The sequence below is a fragment of the Nocardia spongicola genome (genome assembly GCF_047200775.1).
Lineage (GTDB): Bacteria > Actinomycetota > Actinomycetes > Mycobacteriales > Mycobacteriaceae > Nocardia.
The window spans coordinates 170,973-196,278 of sequence record NZ_JBJZOO010000007.1 but is presented as its reverse complement, the minus strand read 5'-3'; the positions used below and the strand labels follow the sequence as shown (position 1 = coordinate 196,278).

Below are 25,306 nucleotides of genomic sequence, written 5' to 3'. Positions count from 1 at the left end.
GGGCGGTTGCAGTTGATGCCCCGCGCAGTATCGGCTGCTCCCCGGAACTTTTTCGGTTGGATGCGAGGTTGTACTCGGAGCCGATACGCGAAGTTCGTACGGTGGAGGCATGCGGCCGACCGCCCCTGGCGAGCCGGGTGTGCTCGGGCGCATACTCGGCTCTCGTCGTGAAGGAGGAAACGTGACCGATACACGGAAGGCGATTCTGGCCGGTGGATGTTTCTGGGGTGTGCAGGACTTGATCCGCAGGCAGCCCGGGGTGCTCTCCACCAGGGTCGGTTACACCGGTGGGCGCAACGACCATCCCACATATCGCAATCACCCCGGTCATGCGGAGGCTGTGGAGATCGACTACGACCCGACACTCACGGACTACCGGGCACTGCTGGAGTTCTTCTTCCAGATCCACGATCCGACGACGAGTAACCGTCAGGGCAACGACATCGGCACCAGCTATCGATCGGCGATCTTCTATCTCGACGAGGAACAGAAGCGTATCGGGCTGGACACTATCGCCGATGTCGATGCCTCTGGTCTGTGGCCTGGTCCGGTGGTCACCGAGGTGACTCCGGCGAGTGAGTTCTGGGAAGCCGAGCCCGAGCACCAGGATTATCTGCAGCGTTATCCGGACGGCTACACCTGTCACTTCCCGCGGCCGGGGTGGAAGCTGCCGAGAAGGCAGACCACCGCGCAGTGAGGCTCCGGGCCATCCCTGCTCGTTTGCTCCTGTCCCGGGTGGCCGAACGGCAGTCTCGGTAGTCGAGCGGTAGAGCCCGGCGCAGACCCGTGCGGCGGGCCTGTCCTATCGATCGTCGAGTTCGAGGCGGTCGAGGTGTTCCGGATCCAGCGCTCGCAGGATGTCGCGGGCATCGGCGACACGCATGACGTGGTCCACTCGGCAACGACGCCAAATGTCAGCGAACCGCAACGTTCACCCGAGCGGGCGGGCTCGGTACCAACGCTGATCGGCGATCAGGTGCAAGGTGTCGCCTCTACCGTATAGACGGGTGTGATGCCGCCGTTCGAGGCGGGGAAAGCCCAGCTTGTCCACCTGCTGGACGTGGAATCGGCTGTCGTCGAGCCGACCGAGCACCAGTCGTTCCCTATCGTGACCATATCCGCCGTAGAGTGCGACTCTGTCGTCGGCCACAGCCAAGGCATTCGCCCCGTCGGCGCTGCCTGGGTTGTTCCAGATCGTTGTAGTCCCGTTGGTGATCCGAGCGATCGGAAATTTCGTGTAGTAGTAGGCCCAGGCTGTGTCGCCGTCGACATTGAGGGCATAGCAGTCGATTATGGGGGTGTCATCGAACCACCAGACCGGCCGTAGCGAGCGGTCGAAACGGACCAGCCCCGCGCTACCGATCGGCTCAGGTCCCGGCCCACCCCACCCGTTGCTACCGAATACGCCTTGATCGAAGTAACCGACCCAGATATCACCGGAGCTCGACACTGCGACGTGATTGATACCGTCGCCGAGAACACCGGTCCGTATCAGCGCCCCTTCCGGCCCGTATATGGCCGCGTTGTGCTCAGGACCCTCCGGCGACCAACGGCACCGACTCCCGACCACTAGCACTGCACCGTCCGGAAAGGTCTGAACCTTCGGGAAGGTAGACGTCAGCTCCGCGATCGGGACGACGGCACACACATCTGGGGCATAGGTCACCACTCGCGCCGAAACCGGCCGCGTGGCTCGGCTGCGCGCGAACGACACCCCTACCGAATTCTTGTATCGCGCAGTGAGTACATCCGCGCCCTCTGCGGTAGCCCATAGTGTGATCATCGCCCCGTTGGGTCCAGCAGTCGCATCGATCAGACGGTCGTGCTCGTCGATCGGGGTCAACTCGGAATGAAACTCGAACACAAGCAACGATTCTGCTCCCCCTGACGGCAGACAGCCAAAGATTTCACCCCAACGGCCGGGCCCCGGTCCAGCGCTGGAGCGCGTGTCCTCAGCTGATGAGTCGGAAGATATTGCGTGGCGTGTCGGTGACCAGGTGAAGAGAGGTCTCCGGTAGATGGTTCAGCGCCGAAGAAGAACCTGAATACCGGAGACCGCGTGACCAGCGTAACGGCCGCCTGCCGCGCGGATTTGACTGATGGCCAGTTGGCGATACTGAAACCGCTACTACCTGCGGGTATGAAAGCTGTTCGGCCACCTCGGTAGTCGAAACGGCGCCTGATCAACGGGATACGGTGGCGGGTCCGCACCGGCGGCCTTTGGCGCGACATTCCGGCGATATGGGCGGTGGCAGACCGTATACGGGTTGTTTCGCCGCTGGCAGTGTGACCGATGGTTCAGATTGAAAGAGCAATTACTCCAACGTATTTCAGTTATTCGGAATGCTAATTCTGCGGGGTGAGAACGAGAAACCTTTGCGGTACAAGGCAATGACAAGATCTGGCCGATGAGCAACTGATCGAACCGGCGGCTCGAGTGCGCCAATTTACGGGCAGTCTGGTGTCGCCCTCCATGGGATGTCGGCGGAAAGAGCGTTGTGATGCATAGCATCTCGTGCTGGGATCACGCCGATGGAGAGTGCGCATCAATCATCGTTCGCCGAGTCCGTGCCCGCCTCGAGGCATGATGATGGCAAAGCGCTTGAATGGCTCATGAAAGCGGTACCCGTCGTAGCCTATGAGGTGTTGGTGGCGAGAGTCTGGATCGGTCAGTCTGGATCGGTCGATGACTGTTGATCTGTCTACTCCTGGTGGGTACCGCGTTCCAGAAAGCCGAGACCTGGGAAGCGCAACGCGTGCTGATCTATCCAGCGGATGGAGGTGATCGGGGGAGGACCGTCACGCGGTGGCGTATTCCTGGGGTTTCGAGGGGATGGGGTCCGTGTCGATGCTCCACCGGGGCCTTATTTCCGGTCGGGCGCGCGGGGATGTCAGTGGAGACGGCTACATTGCCCAATCGGGGCCAGGACGATGATCTTGCCCCGGCCCTTGGCAACCTGACCCAGTATCGACAGGACGTTCTCGACCATGTACGCCGACCTCGATGGTGCCGCCGCACTCGCCCGCATCGCAGCGGGATTCGATTGGACCTGGACACTCGGGGATGTGCCGCGCTTGTGCGCGATCACAGGCTGGAGAATAGTGATCCGTGACGAACTGGGGATTGATTTCGCCACCGATCTCGACATCAGACGTCCTCGAGCGAATCTGTTCACCGACAATGGGATGGCTCCTGAACTTGCTGCGGCGGGTGAGGAGATCGAAAACATCTCGATAACCGTGGCGGATTTGACTGCGGCTTCGCACTCGCCAACAGCGGCGGAAGTGGCGGAGTACTACGAACTCGTCGGCCGGCGGCTGATCGCAGAGTTGGGTCCACCGAGGTATCTGGTGGACGAAACTGATCAGGAACTCGTTTGGGATCTGTCGAAAGTTTCCATCTGCCTGTATCCGTTGACAGAGTCGGTGATTCTGGGTTTTGTCAATCCCGCTTTCCAGAAGTGGGAGGAAAAGCAGGCGGCGCTAGACGACGAGTGGGAAGGTGAATAGAAGTCGATCGGTCCGGACCGGGCAGGTGGCCGCGTACCATGGACATATCTAGCGCCCGCCGACACGCTCCCGTGGAACGAGGGGTCGGGCCGGTGGGGGTCCGCGTCTGTCGTACATCGTTCGGCTGGACGTAGCCCATGGGAGTGGGAGATGAGCGTAAGCGACGGTCCCGGTTGGGGGCGGTTGCATCGCAGTACTCGGGTGCTGCTGATCGCCGCCACGGTCTTCGTTGTGTTGTCGCTGATCTCGATTCGTCTGATCAATGCCTATGTGGACTGGCTGTGGTTCGGTGAAGTCGGCTTCCGTGGGGTCTGGTTCACCGTGCTGTCCACCCGGCTGGCGCTGTTCGTGGTGTTCGCCTTGTTCATCGGCGGGGCGCTTTTCCTGGCCATGTGGCTTGCGTTCCGGTTCCGCTCGCTGTTCGTGCCGGGCCTCACCGAAGACTATCTCCGACCGTACCGCGAGACGGTACTCCGGCGCCCGTTGTGGTTCGGGGTGGGTATCGCCGCTTCGTTGGGGCTGATCTGCGGCCTGATCGCGCAGTCGAGCTGGAAGATGGTGCAGCTGTTCCTCCGCGGCGGGTCCTTCGGTGTGTCGGATCCCGAGTTCGGGCACGATATCGGGTTCTTCGTTTTCGATCTGCCCTTCTATCGATTTGTGGTGAACTGGCTGTTCGCTGTCACGGTCCTCGCATTTCTGTTGAATCTCGCGACGCACTACCTTCTCGGGAGTGTGCGGCTGTCCGGCCCAACGGCAGGGCCGACCCACGCGGCGCGTATCCAGCTCGCGGTGCTCGCGGGCACCTTCATCGTCTTGAAGGCCGTCGCCTACTGGCTCGACCGCTATGCGCTGCTCTCCAGCCGCCGCAAAGAACCAACCTTCACCGGGGCGGGGTATACCGATATCAACGCGGTTCTGCCCGCCCGGCTCATTCTCTTCGCGATCGCCGCTCTCTGCGCTGCGGCGGTTTTCGCCGCCGTCATCGTGCACGACCTGCGTATTCCGGCGATGGCTGCCGCACTGCTGGTGTTGTCGTCGATCTTGGTGGGTGCGGTCTGGCCGCTGGCTGTCGAGCAGTTCTCGGTCCGCCCGAATGCCGCCGATATGGAACGCGTCTACATCCAGCGCAATATCGCGGCTACCAGGCAGGCGTACGGGATCGGCGGAGATCGAGTCGATTACCAGGACTATCCCGGAGTCGGCACCACCTCGCCGACCGAGGTTCCCGCGGATGCCACCACTATCGCCAATGCCCGCTTGCTCGACCCGAATGTGCTTTCGCAGACCTTCACCCAGCAGCAACAGCTGAAAAACTTCTACAGCTTCCCTGACCGGCTGGACCTGGACCGCTACCGCATCGACGGCGAACTGCGCGACTATGTGGTCGCGGCGCGCGAGCTGACCCCGAGCGCGCTGAGCGGAAACCAGCGGCACTGGGTCAATCGGCATACCGTCTACACCCATGGCGACGGGTTCGTCGCCGCACCGGCCAATCGCGTCAATGCCGCGGTCCGCGAGGCCGCGGGTGATGCCGCCAGCAGTAACAGTGGCTATCCGATCTACGCGGTCGGTGATATCGCCTCGCAGGCATCCGGTCAGCAGGTGATTCCGGTAGAGCAGCCCCGGGTCTACTACGGCGAAGTGATCGCCGCGGCCGATCCGGACTATGCCATCGTCGGTGGTGGCACCGAACCCCGCGAGTACGACACCGATGCCACCAAATACACCTACACCGGCGCCGGGGGCGTCCCGATCGGGAACTGGTTCAACCGTCTGGCCTTCGCGGCAACCTACGGCGAACGCAACATCATCTTCACCAAGGCGATCGGTTCGGGATCGAAGATCATCTTCCATCGGGATCCGAGTCAGCGCGTCGAACTCGTCGCACCGTGGTTGACCACCGACAACAACCCCTATCCCGCGGTTGTCGCGGGCCGGATCGTCTGGATCGTCGACGCGTACACCACGATCGACGGCTACCCCTACGCCCAACGCAGTTCGCTCGAAGCTCTCGCGCCGGACGGCGACAGCAGCGTGAGTACTCCCAGAGAGCTCTCCTACCTGCGGAATTCGATCAAGGCCACCGTCGACGCATATGACGGCACGGTCACCCTCTACCAAGTAGACCGGCAGGACCCGGTACTGGCGGCATGGATGAAGGTGTTCCCCGGCACCGTCGAACCCGAGGAGAAGATCACCCCGGAACTACGCGCCCACTTCCGGTACCCGGAAGACCTGTTCACCATCCAACGCGAGATGCTCGCCAAGTACCATGTGGACGAACCGCGAGAGTTCTTCACCACCAACGCGTTCTGGTCGGTCCCCAGTGACCCGACCGTCGACGCCAACCCGCATCAACCGCCGTTCTATGTCCTGCTCGGCGATCAGGACACCGCCGAGCCGTCGTTCCGGCTTGCCAGCGCGATGGTCGGGTTCAACAGGGAATTCCTGTCCGCCTATGTCTCGGTGTACTCCGACCCGGAGAACTACGGCAAGATCAGCGTCTTGCAGCTGCCCACCGACACCCTCACCCAGGGTCCGCAGCAGATCCAGAACTCGATGATCTCCGATACCAGAGTGGCCTCCGAGCGCACCTTGCTCGAGCGGTCGAACCGGATCCAGTACGGTAACCTGCTCACCTTGCCGATCGCCGCGGGCGGTGTGCTCTATGTCGAACCGCTGTTCACCGAGCGGATCTCCACCACACCGAATGGATCGACCTTCCCGCAGCTGGCACGGGTGCTCGTCAGTTATCGGGAACCGAGTACCGGCGGGGTCCTTGTGGGTTACGCTCCCACCCTCGCCGAAGCGCTCGGCCAGGTGTTCGGTCCAGATACCGGCAGGCTCGCCACCCCGCCAGGCGGTGGCCCCGCTGCGCCGCCACCGCCGGGTAAGCAGCCGGTATCGCCTGCACCGACCGCACCGGGACCGGCGGAATCCCCGTCTGCGGTGGATCAGGCGACGATTGATGAACTCAACGCCCAGATCGATGCGATCCGTGCGGCACTGGACAAGATACAGCAGCAGGTGAACGGCCTCGACGGTCCTGACCGGTGACATTTCCACATGGTGGGCCTGCGGCCATGCCGCTACCGTGTTGTCCCGTCATGGGGGGGTGGGTCATCATCGAACTGCACTTCTGCGGGGTGGAACGGATATGTCCGTGTTTCCTGACTGGTCGACGCAGGAGCGAGGTCGCTATCGCCTGCGGCGTTGCGGTGCGCGCCGGTACCGGATCGGTTGGTGTTGCCCTCTCCCAACGGATCAGCCATTTCGGCCGCGGTCATCGGAACACCTGTGATCGCCGCATGTCTGCGCAATGCCTCGGCAGTCGCGCGATGGATAGCCGGACAAGGCCGGGGCATTGCCGAACGTCCGCTAGCGGTGATCGCCGCAGGTGAGTACTGGCCAGGGCACAACACGCTGCGCCCCGCGCTAGAGGATTGGCTCGGTGCCGCTGCAGTTGTTTCGGAGTCGGTTCGCAACGGGGCCGGACCACTGTCGCCCGAGGCGGCAGCGGCCCGCGCCTGTTACGCCGGAATCGCTGATGTTGCCGCACTGATAGCCGACTGCGCGTCCGGCCGGGAACTGATCGGGATGCGATTCGCCGACGACGTCGCGATCGCGACAGAAATCGACAGCAGCGGTGCCGTGCCCGTGTTGGCGGATGGAGCATCCCTCGGGCACACGATCGAGCGGAGTGTAATGGTGGTGACGTGGCTCGACCAAGCCACCATTACACTCCGCTCGACGAAGTGGTTGGGCGCAGCCTCGATCCGCCGATATCGGTGGCGGCTGCGATGCTGGCGATCTGATGGTCGGGGAGGTCCAGCACAAGGGGCGACAGCACGGATTCCACTGGTGGAATCGGCTGCCCAGCGGTGTGGAACTCGACCTGACGCGCGAGCAGTTCACCGATGGCCGGATTGTCACCGCTGCCCGTGTCATCGAACGCCCCTCAGGGCCGCTGCCGTGGCGCTGGGAGGAGTACCTCCTCTTGTGCGAGCGCGTCCGCGAACACCTCGGTGACCTCCCGGAACCGATCACCCGACCCGCAGATACCGTGCTGCGGCTCGCAGCGTCCGACTGCTCTGGTGCGTCGCGCGGTTGCCGAGGTGTGTCCGGAATCGACGACAAGTCCCTGCCCGTGACAAGGTCGGTGACCGCACAACGGGCGGAGACATCGGAGCGGCGACGTCGAAGATCGGCAACGACCACGAAGGCAGGTCGCAGCTCAGGTCGGGACATGGTGCCCGCCCTGGTGCGGTCGGTTACAGGAGCGGACGAAGCTCAGCAGCGCCTCGTTGACCTCTGCGGCATGCGTCCACAGCAGCCCGTGCGGGGCTCCATCGACCTCGACGTAGGCCGCCCCGGGGAACGCCGCGTGGAATGGCCGTCCGGTCGCGTCGATCGGCAGGATGTTGTCCGCGGTGCCGTGCAGGATGAGTGCGGGCTTGCCCGAGGCGCGGACCGCGGCGACATCGTCGCGGAAGACCTCGATCCAGGAAGATACGACCGCGTAGGCCGCCACGGGCACCGAGCCGGTCGCGGTATTCCAGTTGGCGGTGACAACCTCCTGGTTGATCCTGTTGCCGAGCGTTTCGCTGAGGTTGTAGAAATCCTCGTAGAACTTGGTGAACCAGGCGTACCGATCGGTACGGGCGGCCTCGGCGATGCCGTCGAAGACCTCCCGCGGCACCCAGGTCGGATTGTCCGCACCGTGCACAAGGAAGGGTTCCAGCGAGGCGAGGAAGGCGAACTCGGCGACGCGCTCGTGGCCGTAAACGCCTTCGGTGAACTCGAGCGCGGGCTCGCCGAATGTCGTTCGCACCGTGCGCGAGCAGAAGAACACCTTCCAGCGATACCTCGCCCAGTTGATCCACGACGCGGGCGCCTCACTGTCCGTGGTGGCGCAGATCGCGATTCTCGTCGAAGGCGCCCAGATCACCGCCGCCATCGCGGGCTGCCCGGATGCGGCCGCCCGAGCCCGTGCGGCCGTGGTGGCCCTCCTCGATAGCGCTACGGCCGATGTGTGATTCCGATGCTCTGATTTCCGTGCTTTCTCGTTGTACCCCAACCTTTCCGGCGTATCGGCAACTTACGTTGCCGATACGAGTACTACCAGCAACAGCTCAGCCGGCGGTCGAGCCGGCGCTCAACTCGTGATCCCGGATGCGGCGGTGGGGCTGGTGGCGATCACGGTGGGGGTCGCGGTACCGGTGATCGGCGCCGACACCACCAGACTGGTGCCCTCGTTGGTGATGAACAGGGTGCCACCGGAGACGGTGATCCCCGTAGGGGACAACAGCCCGGTCACCAGCGGGGTCGGGGTGCCACCGGTCACCGGTACCGTCGACACCCGGTCGCCCCCGATCCCGGCTTCGCAGATGTAGAGGAGGTCACCGACCCGGATGAGACCTCGAGGAGAGAGCAGGCCGGTCGCCAGCAGGGTGGGGGTGCCGCCGGTTTGCGGCACCGAATACACATTGCCGGGCGTGATGCCGTCGGTGAAGAACAGCAGGCCGGAGCCGCCGTAGGTGTAGGGCAGTGGATTGCTCGTGCCGTCCAGTGCCGCGGTGACGGTGACATCGACGGTGCCGGTGCCCGGTGGGGCGATGGCGTTGATCTGGGTATCGGAAACGATGGTGAATGTGGTTGCCGTCGCCCCGAATCGCACAGTCAGCGGGCCGGCACCGGCGAACCCGCTTCCGATGATCTCCACCGTATTACCCCCGGACGGCGGACCGGAACTCGGAGTGAGCGAGGTCAGCACCGGCGCCGCCACAGCCGGTACGAACACCGATGACGTCGACGCCCCATCGGTGATCCCGAATACGCCGGTCGGGCTGGTGGCGATCACGGTGGGGGTCGCGGTACCGGTGATCGGCGCCGACACCACCTGACCGGTGCCGAAGTTGGTAATGAACAAGGTGCCACCGGAGGCGGTGATACCGAAAGGGGACGAAAGTCCGGTCACCAGAGGAGTTGGTGTGCCGCCGGTCACCGGTACCGTCGACACCCGGTCGCCCCCGAACCCGGCTTCGCAGATGTAGAGGAGGTCACCGACCCGGATGAGACCTGGGGGAGAGAGCAGGCCGGTCGCCAGCAGGGTGGGGGTGCCGCCGGTCTGTGGCACCGAATACACATTGCCGGGCGTGATGCCGTCGGTGAAGAACAGCAGGCCGGAACCGCCGTAGGTGTAGGGCAGTGGATTACTCGTCCCGTCCAGTGCCGCGGCGACGGTGACATCGACGGTGCCGGTGCCCGGCGGTGCGATGGCGTTGATCTGGGTATCGGAAACAATGGTGAATGTGGTTGCTGTCGAACCGAATCGCACAGTCAGCGGTCCGGCCCCGGCGAACCCACTTCCGCTGAGCACTACCGTGTTGAAACCGCTCGGTGGGCCGAAGCTGGGATCGAGTGAGGTGAGCACAGGTGCCATCGGGAGCCTCCGGACCGGGAAAGAGTTTGTTCCGCAACAGATGTCGACAGAGCGGCGACACCGCTCTCTCCAGTAACCCACTGCAGGTGGCGATTCCGCAACGCATCCCCAATAGCAGTTTCGCAACGAATCCCTGACCGGTCCGAATATTGCCACGTAGCAGTTGAAGAGCTATTCGTCGTCTGTGTCGAAGGCGCCCAGATCACCGCTGCCATCGCGGGCTGCCCGGATGCGGCCGCCCGAGCCTGTGCGGCCGTGGTGGCCCTCCTCGATAGCGCTACGGCCGATGTGTGATTCCGATGCTCTGATTTCCGTGCTTTCTCGTTGTACCCCAACCTTTCCGGCGTATCGGCAACTTACGTTGCCGGTACGAGTACTACCAGCAACAGCTCAGCCGGTGGTCGAGCCGGCGCTCAACTCGTGATCGCATATACGGCGGTGGGGCTGGTGGCGATCACGGTGGGGGTCGCGGTACCGGTGATCGGCGCCGACACCACCTGATCGAGGCCCGAGTTGGTGATGAACAGGGTGCTACCGGAAACAGTGATCCCCGTAGGGAACGATAGCCCGGTCACCAGCGGGGTCGGTGTGCCACCGGTGATCGGCACTGTCACCACCTGGTTGTTGCCGATATCGCAGATGTAGAGGAGTTCACCGACCCGGACGAGAGCGATGGGACTGTTCATGCCGGTCGCCAGCAGGGTGGGTGTGCCACCGGTCTGCGGCACCACCGACACCTGGCCGTTCGGGGAGGCAAAGGCATTGGTGAAGAACAGTCGGTCGGCGCCGCCGTAGGTGTAGGGCAGCGCGTTGCTCGTCCCGTCCAGTGCCGCGGTGACGGTGACATCGACGGTGCCGGTGCCCGGCGGGGCGATGGCGTTGATCTGGGTATCGGAAATAATGGTGAATGTGGTTGCCGTCGCCCCGAATCGCACGGTCAACGGGCCGGCACCGGCGAATCCGCTTCCGGCGATCTCCACCGTATTGCCTCCGGCAGGCGGGCCGAAGCTCGGAGTGAGCGAGGTCAGTACCGGCACCGCCACAGCGGGCGCCAACGGCGCGATCACCGATGGCGTCGATGCCCCATCGGTGATCCCGAACAAGTTGGCAGGGGTGTTGGCGATCACGGTGGGGGTCGCGGTACCGGTGATCGGCGCCGAAAGCACCTGATCGAGGCCCCCGTTGGTGATGAACAGGGTGCTACCGGAGACGGTGATATCCCTCGGGAGCAACAGCCCGGTCACCAGAGGAGTCGCCGCGCCCCCGGTGATCGGCACCGTCACCACCTGGCCTGCCCCGCTCTCGCAGATGTAGAGCAGGTCACCGACCCGGACGAGACCTCGGGGAATGCTCAGGCCGGTCGCCAGCAGGGTTGGTGCGCCCCCGGTTTGCGGCACCGAATACACACGTGCATCGGCATCGGTGAAGAACAGCAGGCCGGAGCCACCGTAGGTGTAGGGCAGTGGATTACTCGTGCCGTCCAGTGCCGCGGCGACGGTGACATCGACGGTGCCGGTGCCCGGCGGGGCGATGGCGTTGATCTGGGTATCGGAAACAATGGTGAATGTGGTTGCTGTCGACCCGAATCGCACGGTCAGCGGGCCGGCGCCGGTGAACCCGCTCCCGCTGAGCACTACCGTGTTCAAACCAGCAGGAGGGCCGAAGCTGGGGTCGAGTGAGGTGAGCGCAGGTGCCATCGTTGGCCTCCGGACCAGGAAAGAGATTGTTCCGCAACGGATGTCGACACAGTGGCGGCATCGCTCTCTCCAGTAACCCACTGCAGGTGGCGATTCCGCAACGCATCCTCAATAGCAGTTTCGCAACGAATCCCTGGTCGGTCCGAATATTGCCACGTAGCAGTTGAAGAGCTATTCGTCGTCCGTTTCGAGATGACTGCTCTCCCTCGGCCGGTGCGGCACCGCTGTCGGGCCCAACGGAGCGAGGAAGACCACCGCGCTCAGAGTGTTCGTCACGCTGCTACGGCCCGACGGTGGTCGGGCCAGGGTATTCGGGCATGACGTCGTGGCCGGCGCCGAGTCGGTGCGCACGCTGGTCAGCCTGACCGGACAGTTCGCTTCCATCGATGAGGACCTCACCGGCAGGCAGAACCTGATCTTGCTGTCGAGACTGCTCGGATACTCGCGCACGGTTTCCCGGCAGAAGACGGACAATCTCCTCGGGGCGTTCGATCTGGCCGGTGCGGCCGACCGCGAGGCCGCCACCTACTCCGGCGGTATGTGACGCATACTGGACATCGCGGCGAGTGTCGTCAGCGCGTTGCGGCTGATCTTCCTGAACGAGCCGACCACCGACCTGGATCCGCGTAGCCGCAACCAGGTCTGGGACCTCGTCCGCGCGGTGGTCGCCGGGGGCGCCCTGCGCGGATGTGGAACTGCCCCCGCCGCGGATCAGCTCAGGCGGGTTCGGATGCCGCAGTAGTTCAGCACGGTCGCGCTCTTGGCCGCCGCGCCGTACCCCACGACCCGTTCGTCGTCCACGGTCAGGCCGCGCAGCAGGCTGATCACGTCGTCTCGCGTCCCCGCTGCACGGATTTCGTGAAACGGTCGAGCGCCGATCGCTCGGCAAGGCCGTTCGTCCGCTCCGCCGCCAGCGCTTCGGCGACAGCCTCGATCGGCGCGCGTTTCAGGGTGGGCGATGGTGTACCGCATTTCGCCGCCGTGCACGGTCAGCCGTTCGACGCCGACCAATTCGAACCCGAAATGGTGTGCCATGGACTGCACCGCACGAGCTGTGAAAGAAGAAATGCTCGTCGTAGATCTGACCGAAGGACGTGTGCTCGACGATGTCCCCGAGATGCGGATCTTCGAAGACGAATACTCCACCCGCGCTCAACAATATGTCCACACCGCGGAAGATCGACTCGATATAGGGGATGTGACATAGTGTGTTCGCGGCGGTAGTACTCCAGCTGAATGTCGTTGCGGTTCAACCGCGTCCGGTGGCTGTGGCGGGTGGGCGACGGCCACCGAGGGTGGCGGTGAGTGTGGCGGCGGTGGATTCGACCTGGGCGGCCAGTTCCGGCCAGGTCCCGCCGCATTCGGTCGATTCGTCGGGGCAGTGGTGGCGGATGGTGACGCCTACCGCGGCGAGTGGGCGGCCGCCGTGGTCGAATACCGCGGCTGCCACGGTCGCGAAGCCGCTTGTGACATAACCGTCTTCGACGCTCCATCCGCGATCGGCCTCCAGCCGGAGTAGGCGTCGTAGCTGGGCGAGGGTGCGTGGGCCGCGTGGTGTGCGCATCGGGAAGGCGGCCGGGCCGGGGAACAGGGCGCCCACATGCGGGCGTGGCAGCTGGGCCAGCATGGCGCGCCCGGTCGCGGTCAGGTGGGCCGGTAGCCGCACGCCGACGTCGGTGACCAGGGTCTGCGGCCGAGGCGGGCGCTGCTCGATCAGGTACAGCGACTCGTTGCCGTGCAGGATGCCCAGATGTGCGGTGTGTCCGACAGTATCGACCAGGTTGCGCAGCAGTGGGGCGGCAACCCGCTCCAGTGGGTCGTGGCGCAGATAGGCCGATCCGAGTTCGAAGGCCGCGATCCCGAGACCGTAGGTGCGTTCGGCGGGGAGATGTGTCACGTAGCCGGCCGCGAGCAACTCGTTGAGCAGGTGGTAGGTCGTCGATCGTGGCAGTCCGAGGTCTCGGGCGATCGCCGCCGCCGGTATCGGGACGGCACGCCGGGCCAGCAGACCGAGCACCTGCAGGCCTCGACGCAGCCCGGGAACGTCGCTGCTTTCGCCCACGGGCACCACCGTAGCAAATGTCTGGGATACCAGACAGAATTCGCCGTAGGGTACTCGATCCTGGCTGCTGAACGGGTTGGAATGTGTCCATGACCGCAACCCGAACCGATCCGGTACCGGTGGGAGCCGCGCCGCTGACCGCTCAGCACGTGCTGGCCGTCGCCCGCGACGGCGCCCCGGTGCTGCTCGACGACAGCGCCATGGCCAGGTTGGCCACGGTGCGCGCGCACATCGATGACCTGGCTCATCACCCGAAACCTGTGTACGGGGTGTCGACCGGATTCGGGGCGCTGGCGTTGCGTCATATTCCGCCGGAGCGGCGGATCGATCTGCAACGTTCGCTGATCCGCTCGCATGCGGCCGGGGCAGGCGCCGCGGTGGAGCCGGAAGTGGTGCGCGCGATGATGCTGTTGCGCTTGCGCACCCTGATGAGTGGGTACACCGGGGTGCGGCCGGAGACGGCGGCCACGCTGGCCCAGCTGCTCAACAGTGGGTTGATCCCGGTGGTGCCCGAGTACGGGTCGCTCGGCTGCTCAGGCGATCTGGCGCCGCTGGCAGCGGTGGCATTGGCGCTGATGGGGGAGGGCGAGGTCTTCGGTCCCGACGGGACCACCATGCCTGCCGGGCCCGCATTGGCCGCGGCGGGCATCGAGCCGTTGGTGCTGGCCGAAAAGGAGGGTTTGGCTTTGACCAACGGCACCGACGGCATGCTCGGCATGTTGGTGCTGGCCGTCGCCGAGCTGAACCGGTTGCTCGATATCGCGGATCTGACCGCGGCGATGAGCGTGGAGGCGCTACTCGGCACTGATCGGGTGTTCGCTTCCGACCTGCAGGCATTGCGGCCGCATCCGGGGCAGGCCGGATCGGCGGCGCGGATGCGCGCGGTGCTGACCGGTTCGGAGATCGTGGCCAGCCATCGCGGTGATGATTGCCCGCGGGTGCAGGACGCGTATTCGTTGCGGTGCGCTCCTCAGGTGCACGGCGCCGCACGTGACACCGTGGCTCATGCCGAGGCCGTTGCGGCTCGCGAATTGGCCGCGGCCATCGATAATCCCGTGGTTCTCGACGACGGGCGGGTGGAGTCCAACGGAAATTTCCACGGTGCGCCGGTCGGCTACGTGCTCGACTTCCTGGCCATCGCGGTAGCTGATGTCGCGAGCATCGCCGAGCGCCGCACCGATCGGATGCTGGATGTGCACCGCTCGCATGGACTCCCGGCCTTCCTGGCCGATGACCCCGGTGTCGATTCCGGCTACATGATCGCCCAGTACACCCAGGCCGGGGTGGTGTCGGAACTGAAACGTCTCGCGGCGCCCGCCTCGGTGGATTCCATTCCTTCCAGCGCCATGCAGGAAGATCACGTGTCCATGGGCTGGGCGGCGGGGCGCAAACTGCTGCGGGCGGTATCCGGGCTCACCACTGTGCTTGCGATCGAACTACTCACCGCGGCGCGGGCGGTGGAGTTGCGTGCTCCGCTGGCTCCGGCGCCGGTGACCGGTGCGGTCCTGGATCTGGTGCGCACCAGGGTGCCCGGTCCTGGGCCGGATCGGCACCTGGCGCCCGATATCGCCGCTGTGGCCGAGTTGATTCGTTCCGGCGCGGTGAATTCCGTACTCGATCGGGAGGTGTCCGACTCATGAGCAGAACCATCCGCGCGGCCCGCGGTGCCACGCTGACCGCCCGCAACTGGCAGACCGAGGCAGCGTTACGCATGCTGCACAACAACCTCGACTCCGAGGTGGCCGAACGACCGCAGGACCTGGTCGTCTACGGCGGCACCGGAAAGGCCGCGCGGGACTGGCTCAGTTTCGATGCGATCACCTGCGCCCTCACCCGACTCGGCCAGGACGAGACGTTGCTGGTGCAGTCCGGTAAGCCGGTGGGGGTGCTGCGCACCAACGAATGGGCGCCACGGGTGCTGATCGCCAACTCCAATCTTGTCCCTGACTGGGCGAACTGGCCGGAGTTCCGGCGGTTGGAGGCGGCTGGGCTCACGATGTACGGGCAGATGACCGCGGGCTCGTGGATCTATATCGGCACCCAAGGCATCCTGCAGGGCACCTACGAGACATTCGCGGCGGTGGCGGCCAAGCGCTTCGGTGGCAGTCTGGCCGGAACACTCACCGTTACAGCGGGTTTGGGTGGTATGGGTGGGGCACAGCCGCTCGCGGTCACTATGAACGGCGGTGTGGCGCTGTGTATCGATTGCAATCCGATGCGTGCCAGGCGGCGGGTGGAGACCCACTACCTGGACGAGATCGCCACCGATCTGGACGATGCGTTGCGGCGGGTGCTGGCCGCGAAACAGCAGCGGCGGGCATTGTCGGTTGGCCTGGTCGGCAATGCCGCCGAGCTGCTGCCCGAGCTGCTGCGCCGCGACGTGCCGGTGGATATCGTCACCGACCAGACCTCGGCGCACGATCCGCTGGCCTATCTGCCGATCGGCGTCGCATTGGCGGACTGGGACGATTACGCGGGTAAGAAACCGGACGAGTTCACCCGGCGTGCCCGCGAATCCATGGCGCAGCACCTCGACGCCATGCTGGGTTTCCTCGACCGTGGCGCGGAGGTGTTCGACTACGGCAATTCCATTCGCGGGGAGGCGAAAGCCGGTGGGTGCGACCGGGCCTTCGATATCCAGGGTTTCGTACCTTCCTATATCCGTCCGCTGTTCTGCGCGGGTAAGGGGCCGTTCCGGTGGGTGGCGCTGTCCGGTGATCCGGCCGATATCGCCGCCACTGACCGCGCGATCCTTGACCTGTTCCCGAACAACGAGTCGCTGGCCCGGTGGATTCGGCTGGCGGGGGAGCGGGTGGCGTTCCAGGGCCTGCCCGCCCGCATCTGCTGGCTCGGTTACGGGGAGCGGCAGCGGGCGGGACTGCGGTTCAATGAGATGGTCGCCGCCGGTGAGCTGGCGGCACCGGTGGTGATCGGCCGTGATCACCTGGACTGCGGGTCGGTCGCTTCGCCTTATCGGGAGACCGAGGCGATGACCGACGGCTCGGACGCGATCGCGGACTGGCCGCTGCTCAACGCCTTGGTGAACACTGCCTCGGGCGCCAGCTGGGTGTCGATCCACCACGGTGGCGGGGTCGGTATCGGGCGGTCCATCCATGCCGGGCAGGTGATCGTCGCCGATGGCACCGAACTGGCGGCGCAGAAGATCGATCGGGTGCTGACCAATGATCCTGGGATGGGTGTGCTGCGGCATGTCGATGCCGGATATCCCGAGGCGGAGAAGGTCGCCCGCGCACACGGGGTGTCGATCCCGATGTGGGGCCATGAGTAGCGCGAATCAGTTACTGGCCGAGATCTGCGGGGTCGGTACCGATCCGGTGCGCGGGGGTTATTCCCGGCATCTGTTCGCGCCCGCCGAGCGTGAGTTACGGGAATGGTTCACCGCCGCCGCCCGCGCCAGGGGGTTGCGGGTCGACACCGACCGCAACGCCAATCTGTGGGCGTGGTTCGGCGCCCCCGGCGCGGATGCGGTGGTAACCGGCAGCCATCTGGATTCGGTACCGGGTGGGGGAGCCTATGACGGACCACTCGGGGTGGTCTGCGCCCTCGCTGCCTTCGAGCTACTGCGCGCGGAAGGATTCTCCCCGCGGCGACCACTGGCGATCGTGGTGTTCGCCGAGGAGGAAGGGGGCCGTTTCGGCGTGCCGTGTCTGGGGTCACGGCTATCGACCGGCACGTTGGCGCCGGAGCGGGCGCTGGCGCTGCGGGATACCGATGGTGTCACTCTCGCCGAGGTGGCCCGTGCGGCAGGCCATGATCCGGCGTGGTTCGGCCGGGACGTCGAGACAATGGGCCGGATCGGCGCATTCGTCGAGCTACATGTGGAACAGGGCAAGGGGTTGATCCACCGGGATGCCCCGATCGCGGTGGGCAGCGGCATCATCGCGCACGGGCGCTGGCGGTTCAGCTTCACCGGCCAGGGCAACCATGCCGGGACCACGCTGCTGCGCGATCGTTGTGATCCGATGCTGCCCGCGGCGGAACTGGTCACCGCCGTGCGCCGGCTGGCGGCGACGGTGCCGCAGGCGCGCGCCACCGTGGGCAGGCTCGTCCCGGTTCCCGGCGGCACCAATGTCATCGCCGCCAGGGTCGATCTCTGGCTGGACGCCAGGGTGCCAGCCCCCGGCAGTACCCGTGCGCTGGTGGCCGAGATCACCGAACGAGCCGAGGCGGTAGCCGAGCAGGAGGGCTGCACGGTCGAGGTGCGGGAGGAATCCTACGAGGGCGCGGCCGATTTCGATCCGGCGCTGCGGGACCGGCTGGCCGGTCTGCTCGGTGACGCCCCGATCCTGGCGACCGGCGCCGGACACGACGCCGCGGTACTCGCGCCCTTCGTTCCGACCGCCATGCTGTTCGTCCGCAATCCGTCCGGCATCAGCCATGCCCCGGAGGAATACGCCGAACCCGACGATATCGACCATGGCACGACCGCATTGGCTCGGGTACTACGAGAGCTTGCCGGATGACGGCGGCAGATCGTCCCCGCGTACCCCGGAGTCGGTCACGCTCGATGGCGTCGCGCACTGTCGCGGTGGGGCATGGCGAGGGTGCGGCGGTTACCGCGCAGAGGCAGTTGCCCGGTGTGCGGACCTATTGGTGCCGTCAGGCTTGGTTGCCTGATGGTGTCGCCGATGCCGTTCGTATCGATATCGACGGGGAGGTCATCGTCGATGTCACGGACGGTGCGGAACAAAGCGGTACCGTGCTCTCCGGAATGGTGGTACCGGGATTCGCCAACACCCACTCGCACGCCTTCCACCGCGCATTGCGTGGGCGCGGCTATACCGACCGGGGCAGTTTCTGGTCGTGGCGGGAACAGATGTACGCGGTGGCGGCTCGGCTGCAGCCGGAGTCGTACTATCGGCTGGCGCGGGCGGTGTACGCGGAGATGGTGCTGGCGGGCTATACCAGCGTCGCCGAGTTCCATTATCTGCACCATCCAGGACCAGGAACCAGATACGCCGACCACAACGCGTTCTCGCACGCGCTGGCCGCGGCTGCGGCCGATGCCGGGATTCGGTTGACGCTGCTCGACGTGTGTTATGTGGCAGGAGGTTTCGGTCGGCCCACCACCGGGGTGCAGGGACGGTTCGACGACGGCGACGCCGATGCCTGGGCAGCGCGGTGGGAGGCCTTCCGGCCGACCGGTGCGCTCGTGCGCACCGGGGCGGCCATCCATTCGGTGCGTGCTGTGCCTGCGGACCAGATTCCGGTGGTGGTACGCGCGGCGGTGGGCGAACCACTGCATGTCCATCTGTCCGAGCAGCCGAGGGAGAACGACGAGTGTCGCGCCGCGCACGGCTGTACTCCGACCGAATTACTTTCCACCGCAGGCGCTTTGACTTCGCGCACGGTCGCCGTGCACGCCACCCACCTCACCGAGGGTGATATCGCGGCCCTGGCAGGCGGCTGGGTGAGTCTGTGTCCGAGTACCGAGGCCGATCTCGGTGACGGCATCGGACCGGCCCGGCGGTTGCTCGACGCAGGCGTCCGGCTGTGCTTGGGCAGTGACGGTCAGACCGTCGTCGATCCTTGGTTCGAGGCTCGCGCCGTGGAGCTGCACGAACGCCTCTCCAGCGGCCGACGCGGCCGGTTCGACGTCGCCGAACTGCGGACCGCCGCCACCGCGCACGCCGCCGCCGGGTGGCCGGATCTCGGTGTTATCGGTCCCGGTTGTGGCGCAGATCTGGTACACGTGCACACCGAATCACCTCGCACCGCGGGCAGTGATGGTCCCGGAATTCTTTATGCGGCAACCACATCCGACGTCATCGATGTGATGGTCGCCGGACGATGGGTGGTTCGCGACGGCGTCCATCGGACTGTTCCCGAGGTAGCGCGCACGCTCGCCCGCGAGATCGGGGTGTTATGGGATTGAGCGGTTCATCGCCGATTCCCGTCGGAGCCGAACACGGCAGAAGCCGAGGGCGGTGTAGCCAGGACACGGAGTACGCATTCGCCGCGGAGTGCGCAACCACTAAGGAAGCCGGAGGCTCTTCCCGATGACCACATCCGCCGCCACCCTGATCACCGGTATCGGTGAACTCACCACCAACACCGCCGAATTCGGCGTAGTGCATGACGCGGCGATAGTGCTGGAAGGTGAACGGGTGGTGTGGATCGGCCCCGGTGCGCATACACCCGACGCCGACCGCCGCGTCGATGTCGGGGGCCGAGCGGTGTTGCCCGGCTGGGTGGACAGCCACACCCATCTGGTGTTCGCCGGAGATCGCACCGCCGAATTCGAAGCACGGATGGCGGGAACGCCCTACTCGGCGGGTGGGATCCGGACCACTGTTACGGCCACTCGCTCGGCTTCGGACGCCGACTTGGCCGCGAATCTGCACCGGCTGCGCCATGAGGCATTGCGGCAGGGCACCACCTGTCTGGAGACCAAAACCGGCTACGGACTGACCGTTACCGACGAACAGCGGTGTGCCGCACTGGCTGCGGCGGTGGCCGACGAGGTCACCTTCCTCGGCGCGCATGTGGTGCCGCCGGAGTTGTCTGCCACGGAGTATGTGGATCTGGTGTGCGGCCCGATGCTGGCCGCGGTCGCCGATTATGTCGGCTGGATCGACGTATTCTGTGAAACCGGGGCCTTCGACGCTGAACAGTCGGCGCGGGTGCTCACGGCAGGACGGGCGCGTGGTCTCGGGCTGCGGGTGCACGGTAATCAGCTGGGGTCGGGGCCGGGCGTGCAGCTGGCGGTGCGGCACGGTGCCACCAGCGTCGACCACTGTACCCACCTGACCGAGGCCGATATCGATGCCTTGGCCGGATCGGCGACGGTGGCCACCCTGCTGCCTGCCTGCGACCTGTCCACCCGCCAGCCACTCGCCCCGGCCCGGCGGCTACTGGACGCGGGCGCCAGCATCGCGCTGGCCACCAATGCGAACCCGGGTAGTTCGTACACCACCTCGATGGCGTTCTGCGTCGCCACGGCCGTGCTGCAGATGAGACTCTCGGTGGCCGAGGCGATCTGGGCGGCCACCGCCGGTGGCGCCCTCGCGCTCGGCCGGGACCTGGCGGCCCCCGGCGCGGTCGGGGTGATCCGGCCCGGCGCCCGCGCGGATCTGCACGTGCTCGACGCCCCGTCGGTCGTGCACTTGGCCTACCGGCCGGGCGTTCCGTCGACCTGGGCGGTATGGCATGCGGGCAGGCACGTGGTGTCACCCGATCGAAGCCGACCAAGTGGGTAGAACTCACCCTGGACACCGACAGTGCGGTCACCGGCAGCCACCAGGGGGCACGGCAAGCATTCGGCGATGGTCGTCATCCGCCGGACGACGCCGAATGCCGTGCTCACCGCCGCGGATCGCCGAGTACGGTACCGAACCGACGAACCCTGTCATCGGTCGAATCCGCATCCCCTTGTGGCACGTTCCGGTTGTCGAGCGGAGTCGAATGGTGGTTCGGTCGAGTTCCGTTGCCGCCATATCACTCCGCTCGATCGCGGACCGGTAGCTCTCCGCCGCTGCCCGAGCACATCGGGTCGGCCGGTGTGCACCTGTATTGCCGTGGACGATGTGGCAGCCCTCTTACGCAAGTGCGCACCGACCGGTCGTCACCTCGCCGGTTCAGTCGATATGGATGACGTTGTCCTTGTTGGGCCGGTCGTGTGGACCGGCTTGGCTGTAGTCGGCGAACAGCAGATCCCGCTGACGGGTCGCAGCGGCGACTCCCTCGGTTTCGGCCTGTTCGATGAACCTGTGGGCGTCGGGGGTATTGCGCATCAACCCGTCGAGGATCGGCCCGAGGGTCTGGGTTGAGGCCAAGCCCATGTTCTCGTAGGCCTGGTTGACGATCATCTTCATCGCCGCCAGTTGCGAGGCCGGAATGGACACCAGCTGCGCGGCGAGTTCGGCGACCTCGGTTTCGAGCCGTTCGAACGGCACCGCTTTGTTGATCAGCCCGGCCTCGGCGGCTTCGATGCCCGACAGCGGCTTTCCGGTGAGCGCGTACTCTTTGGCTTTGGCCAGTGGCAGTCGATAGGTCCACATCCCGGACAGGTGCGCACCCCAGATCCGGGAGTACGGGGTGCCGATCCTGGCGTCCTCGGAGGCCACGATCAAATCGGCGCACAGGGCGGTATCACTGCCTCCGCCCACGCACCAGCCGTGCACCTGCGCGATCACCGGTTTGGGGATGCGCCACATCGACATGAACTTCGCCGTCGGCGCCATCACGGTCCCGGAGAGCAGCTCCTTGCCCGGATCCCATTTCCCGTCGGTGGTGATGCGTTCGTCCCAGTGATGGAAGCCGCCCCCGAAATCGTAACCGGCGCAAAATGCCCGGCCCGCGCCGCGTAACACGACCACCTTCACTTCGGGATCCGCTGCCGCGGCCAGCATCGCGTGCTCGAATTCCTCCGGCATGGGCGGAACGATCGTGTTCAACCGCTCCGGACGGTTCAGGGTCACCGTCGCTACCGCGTCCTGTACCCGCACATGCAGCGTCTGGTATTCCACCACAGCCTCCATAACGTAATTATGTTATGTTAACGTGGCATGTGCGGGCTGGGTATGTCAACCTGTTGTCCGCTTCGAATTCGAGGAAAGAGTGGATGCCGATGGTCTCGCGGGTCGCCCGCGCTGAGTGGCGGGCAGGCTGATGGCGCGGCCTCCCGTCGCGCGCCGGGCACTGCTCGACGCGGCACGTGCCGAGCTGATCGATAACGGCCGTATCGAAGATCTGTCGTCCGTGGTGAAACGAGCGGGGGTGTCCACAGGCGCGGTCTATCACCACTTCGGATCGAAGATCGGGTTGTTGGCCGCGGTCTACAACGAATTCTTCGACGGAGCCGAGGCCGCTCTTCGCGCCGCCGACCACAGCGGCGGCAGCTGGCTCCAGCGCGAGCAGTATCGGACCAGGGCCATGGTCCAGTACTACTTCGGCAACCCACTGGCTCCGGTGCTCATGTACGCGGGCGTCGAACACTCCGCCATCGCCGAGTTGGAAGCCACTCATCTGTCCCGCATCGCGGAAGGCGCTGTCCGCAACCTCAGGGACGGACAACGCGCTAACGCTCTCCCTGTCGATCTCGATGTCGAACTCGCTGCCGCCTATCTCGTCGGCGGCCTCCGGCGCGCTCTCGCCATCCTGCTCCGCCGCACCCCCCGGCCCACGGTCGACACCGCCACCGACCGACTGTGGCATTTCATCACCGCCACCATCCGCACCGGACTGCCCGCTCGACAGCTCGCAGATGAGGGCACGAAACCGGCGATCACCGCCTGATCAGCCTGTGGCGGCGCGCGTCCGGTGTCCTCTTGCCTTTGTTCCGTGCAGTGATAGATTCTTGCTGTGTTCGGCTAGGTCTCGTACTCGCTGCGAATCCAGGGAGATGCCGTGCGTGGAGCCGGAAATATCGCTGTAGCAAGAATGTGTGGGGTAGCTCTCGGTGTCGTCGCGTGCCTGTTCGGGGTGAGCGCCGCGCATGCCGATGATGGAGCCGGTCCGCTGATGATCGGCGACACAGCGTATTTCGCTATGGGTGGCTGGAACTGCTCGATCAGGGCGAACGGTGTGGTGGGTTGTGACCTCGAAACCCCGGCTCCGTCCATGAATGTGCGATATGCCGGAATACAGGTGCCGTTGCCGAATGTGCCTGCCATCATCATCGATTCCGCCATGGTGCCCGCACATCCGCAGTGGAACTCCAACGGCAGCCACACATTGCCGACCGGGAATCCGCCGCTGCCACGCATCGCCTCGGCGAATTACCATGACCCGCGATACTCGTTCACTTATGCCGGTGCGAATTGTCAGATCACCTATCAAGATGCCGCTGTATGCACATCGATGGGGCACGGGTTCAGTCAATGGGGACCAGTGCCGCACGGTTACTGATCCCCACCGCTCACCGGCTACCGGTACCAGACGCCCGAATCCCAGTCGCCGTAGTTCCATACATTGAAATCGTAGCGATTATGCGCACCTCCGAACAGATAGCCCCACCATCCGGCAGAGGTATCGCAGATCTGATCATCGTGATTGCACACCGTCAATACCGGGAAGTTGCCGAACCAGTTGTCGACACCGGCCAGTGGATAACCGACGATCCAGTTCCCCGGAGTCGACGAAAGGCCACCCCAACCGGGTCCGGGAGCTCGCTTGGGATCGGCCAGCAGAATTGCATTGGCATTGCCGACATTCTGATGTGCGGTGACCCAGGCGTGCAGGATACCCGCGCCTTCGCTGTGTCCGATCAATCTGATGTGATCACCAGGGCATCTGCTGCGATGCAACCAGAACAGCCGGTCGAGCTCTCGAAAACCCGACATCGGGTCGAGCGAGTTATAGCCGACAGGCTGATCCACATAGGGAATGAACACCGATGAGGTGTTGTCACCCAGACCGCCGATACCGATAGCCCAGTTGCCGATGCAGTTGGCAGCATGCGCCTTCGGCGCTGTCAGGTGGGTGAGGGAAAGGAATGCCAACAGTACTGCGGCGAAGAGCGCCGTTGCTCTACGCATGGTCTTACTTCTTCGTTTATAGTGCCTCCGGGGCCGGCCCGGCTTGTCTCCGGGGTACCCAAAAAATGCTGGCGCTCTTGTCTTTCGGCGAAATAGTTACGCCGGACAGCGATATTTTGGCCGTAATGCAATGTAGGAGGCCGCGAGGAGGAGCTCGTCGGTAGGTGCGCTCGCTGTGGGTGTGCTCAGCGCTGCCGTCGGGAGCAACAGCGCACCAGGCCGGTGGGCCACGAATTCACCGAGACCGGCTATTGCTGTCGGCTGCGGGCCGCGGTTTCGGGGCCATGTCGTTATGGCGCGGACTTCGGGTGTTCAAGCCATGGTCACACGTGCAGAGTTGGATTGTGTTACGGGGTAGCTGGAAAGGGGCTGCCGGAGGGGTGATTGGGGCCCGACGATGGACAGTCACACTCAGCTGGGTGATCGCGGAGGCGATCCGAACGAGCACAAATACACCATGCGGATCAGCCGGTTGGCTATCGACAAGCTCGGTATACAACTCTACGACCGGGTCTCGGCGGTACTCGTTGAATTGATCGCGAACTCCTATGATGCCGACGCGACCCTGGTGGAGGTATCGCTGCCCTGGGGCGTGACGCCGGCTGGGACGGTGCATGCCGCGGAGGAACCGCAATACGAGATCGTGGTTACCGACAATGGCCACGGTATGACCGCGGCGGAAGTCAACGAGCACTATCTGATGGTCGGATCCGATCGACGGATGCGGATGGGTTCGGATCTGTCCCGAGAGCGCAAACGTCCGGTGATGGGCCGCAAGGGGATCGGGAAGCTGGCCGCTTTCGGCATCTGCCGCACCATCGAGGTGATCACGGCTGGCGGTGGTCCGGCGGATCGGGCAGTGCACGGTTGGCCGGTATCGCATATCGTGCTGGATTTGCACGATATGTTGTCCGATACCGAACACGACTACTATCCGAAAGTCGTTGCGCGGGATGGTGCTTTCGTCGCACAGCGCGGCACCACGGTAATTCTGCGGGATTTCTTCGGCAAGCGGGTCGATTCCGGTCCCGAGCTCAACCGGCAGCCGGCCGCGAGGTTCGGTATCGAGCGGCCGGATCGATAAACTGGGCCCGGC

General features: G+C 65.1%; 22 protein-coding genes and 3 pseudogenes. 16 read left to right on the top strand and 9 right to left on the bottom strand.

Annotated features, from left to right (window positions below; genetic code table 11):
• Nucleotides 1–181 precede the first annotated feature (181 nt).
• Nucleotides 182–697 (top strand): peptide-methionine (S)-S-oxide reductase MsrA, encoded by a 516-nt coding sequence (gene msrA, locus ACL02S_RS15960; protein WP_412803199.1) that lies wholly within the window; start codon nucleotides 182–184, stop codon nucleotides 695–697.
• 234 nt (nucleotides 698–931) lie between these two features.
• Here msrA and ACL02S_RS15955 read toward each other — a convergent pair whose 3' ends face one another.
• Nucleotides 932–1,864 carry a YxiH-YxzG fusion protein gene (locus tag ACL02S_RS15955; RefSeq protein ID WP_503129064.1) on the bottom strand — a complete coding sequence of 311 codons (933 nt, stop codon included), beginning with the start codon at nucleotides 1,862–1,864 and terminating at the stop codon, nucleotides 932–934.
• Between the two features lie 1,124 nt (nucleotides 1,865–2,988).
• Here ACL02S_RS15955 and ACL02S_RS15950 point away from each other — a divergent pair.
• Together ACL02S_RS15950 and ACL02S_RS15945 are read left to right on the top strand one after the other, a co-directional pair.
• On the top strand, nucleotides 2,989–3,510 hold the full coding sequence (locus ACL02S_RS15950; RefSeq protein WP_412803197.1) for a DUF6301 family protein: 522 nt from the start codon (nucleotides 2,989–2,991) through the stop codon (nucleotides 3,508–3,510).
• Between the two features lie 150 nt (nucleotides 3,511–3,660).
• Entirely contained in the window at nucleotides 3,661–6,567 is a 2,907-nt protein-coding gene (locus ACL02S_RS15945) for a UPF0182 family protein (protein WP_412803196.1), read from the top strand.
• Between the two features lie 32 nt (nucleotides 6,568–6,599).
• Here ACL02S_RS15945 and ACL02S_RS15940 read toward each other — a convergent pair whose 3' ends face one another.
• Nucleotides 6,600–6,797: a hypothetical protein gene (locus ACL02S_RS15940; RefSeq protein WP_412803247.1), complete on the bottom strand. Its 198-nt coding sequence runs from the start codon at nucleotides 6,795–6,797 to the stop codon at nucleotides 6,600–6,602.
• Here ACL02S_RS15940 and ACL02S_RS24400 point away from each other — a divergent pair.
• Nucleotides 6,754–7,119, top strand: a pseudogene (locus tag ACL02S_RS24400) (2-phosphosulfolactate phosphatase); the annotation flags it as partial. The gene ACL02S_RS15940 and the pseudogene ACL02S_RS24400 overlap by 44 nt on opposite strands.
• A gap of 205 nt (nucleotides 7,120–7,324) precedes the next feature.
• Nucleotides 7,325–7,522 (top strand): annotated as a pseudogene (locus ACL02S_RS24395) (YunG family protein); the annotation flags it as partial.
• 222 nt (nucleotides 7,523–7,744) lie between these two features.
• On the opposite strand, the pseudogene ACL02S_RS15930 reads toward ACL02S_RS24395, so the two are convergent.
• Nucleotides 7,745–8,293: pseudogene (locus ACL02S_RS15930) on the bottom strand (alpha/beta hydrolase); the annotation flags it as partial.
• A gap of 49 nt (nucleotides 8,294–8,342) precedes the next feature.
• On the opposite strand from ACL02S_RS15930, the gene ACL02S_RS15925 reads away from it, so the two are divergent.
• Entirely contained in the window at nucleotides 8,343–8,546 is a 204-nt protein-coding gene (locus ACL02S_RS15925) for a hypothetical protein (RefSeq protein ID WP_412803194.1), read from the top strand.
• 119 nt (nucleotides 8,547–8,665) lie between these two features.
• Here the strand turns inward: ACL02S_RS15925 and ACL02S_RS15920 are convergent, their stop codons facing one another.
• Together ACL02S_RS15920 and ACL02S_RS15915 are read right to left on the bottom strand one after the other, a co-directional pair.
• Nucleotides 8,666–9,952, bottom strand: coding sequence for an IPT/TIG domain-containing protein (locus ACL02S_RS15920; RefSeq protein WP_412803193.1), 1,287 nt, complete (start codon nucleotides 9,950–9,952; stop codon nucleotides 8,666–8,668).
• Between the two features lie 413 nt (nucleotides 9,953–10,365).
• Entirely contained in the window at nucleotides 10,366–11,649 is a 1,284-nt protein-coding gene (locus tag ACL02S_RS15915; protein ID WP_412803192.1) for an IPT/TIG domain-containing protein, read from the bottom strand.
• A 196-nt stretch (nucleotides 11,650–11,845) separates the two neighbouring features.
• Between ACL02S_RS15915 and ACL02S_RS15910 the strand changes: the two genes are divergently transcribed.
• Entirely contained in the window at nucleotides 11,846–12,193 is a 348-nt protein-coding gene (locus tag ACL02S_RS15910) for an ATP-binding cassette domain-containing protein (protein WP_412803240.1), read from the top strand.
• Nucleotides 12,194–12,360: 167 nt separating this feature from the next.
• Here the strand turns inward: ACL02S_RS15910 and ACL02S_RS15905 are convergent, their stop codons facing one another.
• Nucleotides 12,361–12,684, bottom strand: a complete 324-nt coding sequence (locus ACL02S_RS15905; RefSeq protein ID WP_412803191.1) for a Rossmann-fold NAD(P)-binding domain-containing protein — start codon at nucleotides 12,682–12,684, stop codon at nucleotides 12,361–12,363.
• A 19-nt stretch (nucleotides 12,685–12,703) separates the two neighbouring features.
• On the opposite strand from ACL02S_RS15905, the gene ACL02S_RS15900 reads away from it, so the two are divergent.
• The gene (locus ACL02S_RS15900) at nucleotides 12,704–12,856 is read left to right on the top strand and encodes a hypothetical protein (RefSeq protein ID WP_412803190.1); all 153 of its coding nucleotides are present in this window, start codon (nucleotides 12,704–12,706) and stop codon (nucleotides 12,854–12,856) included.
• 42 nt (nucleotides 12,857–12,898) lie between these two features.
• Here ACL02S_RS15900 and ACL02S_RS15895 read toward each other — a convergent pair whose 3' ends face one another.
• Entirely contained in the window at nucleotides 12,899–13,711 is an 813-nt protein-coding gene (locus tag ACL02S_RS15895) for an IclR family transcriptional regulator (RefSeq protein ID WP_412803189.1), read from the bottom strand.
• 89 nt (nucleotides 13,712–13,800) lie between these two features.
• Between ACL02S_RS15895 and hutH the strand changes: the two genes are divergently transcribed.
• From hutH to hutI, 5 genes are all read left to right on the top strand, one after another.
• Nucleotides 13,801–15,351 carry a histidine ammonia-lyase gene (hutH, locus tag ACL02S_RS15890; RefSeq protein ID WP_412803188.1) on the top strand — a complete coding sequence of 517 codons (1,551 nt, stop codon included), beginning with the start codon at nucleotides 13,801–13,803 and terminating at the stop codon, nucleotides 15,349–15,351.
• Nucleotides 15,348–17,000 carry a urocanate hydratase gene (gene hutU, locus ACL02S_RS15885; RefSeq protein WP_412803187.1) on the top strand — a complete coding sequence of 551 codons (1,653 nt, stop codon included), beginning with the start codon at nucleotides 15,348–15,350 and terminating at the stop codon, nucleotides 16,998–17,000. The genes hutH and hutU overlap by 4 nt, the downstream gene beginning before the upstream one ends.
• Nucleotides 16,993–18,195: an allantoate amidohydrolase gene (locus ACL02S_RS15880; protein ID WP_412803186.1), complete on the top strand. Its 1,203-nt coding sequence runs from the start codon at nucleotides 16,993–16,995 to the stop codon at nucleotides 18,193–18,195. The genes hutU and ACL02S_RS15880 overlap by 8 nt, the downstream gene beginning before the upstream one ends.
• 44 nt (nucleotides 18,196–18,239) lie before the next feature.
• Nucleotides 18,240–19,607 carry a formimidoylglutamate deiminase gene (locus ACL02S_RS15875; protein ID WP_412803185.1) on the top strand — a complete coding sequence of 456 codons (1,368 nt, stop codon included), beginning with the start codon at nucleotides 18,240–18,242 and terminating at the stop codon, nucleotides 19,605–19,607.
• A 124-nt stretch (nucleotides 19,608–19,731) separates the two neighbouring features.
• Complete coding sequence (hutI, locus tag ACL02S_RS15870) at nucleotides 19,732–20,931, top strand: imidazolonepropionase (protein WP_412803184.1); 1,200 nt, start codon at nucleotides 19,732–19,734, stop codon at nucleotides 20,929–20,931.
• Between the two features lie 378 nt (nucleotides 20,932–21,309).
• On the opposite strand, the gene ACL02S_RS15865 is transcribed toward hutI, so the two are convergent.
• Complete coding sequence (locus tag ACL02S_RS15865) at nucleotides 21,310–22,212, bottom strand: crotonase/enoyl-CoA hydratase family protein (RefSeq protein WP_412803183.1); 903 nt, start codon at nucleotides 22,210–22,212, stop codon at nucleotides 21,310–21,312.
• A gap of 130 nt (nucleotides 22,213–22,342) precedes the next feature.
• Between ACL02S_RS15865 and ACL02S_RS15860 the strand changes: the two genes are divergently transcribed.
• Together ACL02S_RS15860 and ACL02S_RS15855 are read left to right on the top strand one after the other, a co-directional pair.
• Nucleotides 22,343–22,969, top strand: a complete 627-nt coding sequence (locus tag ACL02S_RS15860; RefSeq protein WP_412803182.1) for a TetR/AcrR family transcriptional regulator — start codon at nucleotides 22,343–22,345, stop codon at nucleotides 22,967–22,969.
• Between the two features lie 111 nt (nucleotides 22,970–23,080).
• Entirely contained in the window at nucleotides 23,081–23,581 is a 501-nt protein-coding gene (locus ACL02S_RS15855) for a hypothetical protein (RefSeq protein WP_412803181.1), read from the top strand.
• A 17-nt stretch (nucleotides 23,582–23,598) separates the two neighbouring features.
• Here ACL02S_RS15855 and ACL02S_RS15850 read toward each other — a convergent pair whose 3' ends face one another.
• Nucleotides 23,599–24,210, bottom strand: a complete 612-nt coding sequence (locus ACL02S_RS15850) for a hypothetical protein (RefSeq protein ID WP_412803180.1) — start codon at nucleotides 24,208–24,210, stop codon at nucleotides 23,599–23,601.
• A 397-nt stretch (nucleotides 24,211–24,607) separates the two neighbouring features.
• Here ACL02S_RS15850 and ACL02S_RS15845 point away from each other — a divergent pair, with 397 nt between their 5' ends.
• The gene (locus ACL02S_RS15845) at nucleotides 24,608–25,294 is read left to right on the top strand and encodes an ATP-binding protein (RefSeq protein ID WP_412803179.1); all 687 of its coding nucleotides are present in this window, start codon (nucleotides 24,608–24,610) and stop codon (nucleotides 25,292–25,294) included.
• The last annotated feature ends 12 nt before the right edge of the window (nucleotides 25,295–25,306 follow it).

Coding starts and splice junctions, on each gene's coding strand:
- ACL02S_RS15950 (WP_412803197.1), top strand. CDS start 2,989: ATGTACGCCGACCTCGATGGTGCCGCCGCACTCGCCCGCATCGCAGCG.
- ACL02S_RS15945 (WP_412803196.1), top strand. CDS start 3,661: ATGAGCGTAAGCGACGGTCCCGGTTGGGGGCGGTTGCATCGCAGTACT.
- ACL02S_RS15940 (WP_412803247.1), bottom strand. CDS start 6,797: ATGACCGCGGCCGAAATGGCTGATCCGTTGGGAGAGGGCAACACCAAC.
- ACL02S_RS15920 (WP_412803193.1), bottom strand. CDS start 9,952: ATGGCACCTGTGCTCACCTCACTCGATCCCAGCTTCGGCCCACCGAGC.
- ACL02S_RS15915 (WP_412803192.1), bottom strand. CDS start 11,649: ATGGCACCTGCGCTCACCTCACTCGACCCCAGCTTCGGCCCTCCTGCT.
- ACL02S_RS15905 (WP_412803191.1), bottom strand. CDS start 12,684: ATGGCACACCATTTCGGGTTCGAATTGGTCGGCGTCGAACGGCTGACC.
- hutH (WP_412803188.1), top strand. CDS start 13,801: ATGACCGCAACCCGAACCGATCCGGTACCGGTGGGAGCCGCGCCGCTG.
- hutU (WP_412803187.1), top strand. CDS start 15,348: ATGAGCAGAACCATCCGCGCGGCCCGCGGTGCCACGCTGACCGCCCGC.
- ACL02S_RS15880 (WP_412803186.1), top strand. CDS start 16,993: ATGAGTAGCGCGAATCAGTTACTGGCCGAGATCTGCGGGGTCGGTACC.
- ACL02S_RS15875 (WP_412803185.1), top strand. CDS start 18,240: ATGGCGTCGCGCACTGTCGCGGTGGGGCATGGCGAGGGTGCGGCGGTT.
- hutI (WP_412803184.1), top strand. CDS start 19,732: ATGACCACATCCGCCGCCACCCTGATCACCGGTATCGGTGAACTCACC.
- ACL02S_RS15865 (WP_412803183.1), bottom strand. CDS start 22,212: ATGGAGGCTGTGGTGGAATACCAGACGCTGCATGTGCGGGTACAGGAC.
- ACL02S_RS15860 (WP_412803182.1), top strand. CDS start 22,343: ATGGCGCGGCCTCCCGTCGCGCGCCGGGCACTGCTCGACGCGGCACGT.
- ACL02S_RS15850 (WP_412803180.1), bottom strand. CDS start 24,210: ATGCGTAGAGCAACGGCGCTCTTCGCCGCAGTACTGTTGGCATTCCTT.
- ACL02S_RS15845 (WP_412803179.1), top strand. CDS start 24,608: ATGGACAGTCACACTCAGCTGGGTGATCGCGGAGGCGATCCGAACGAG.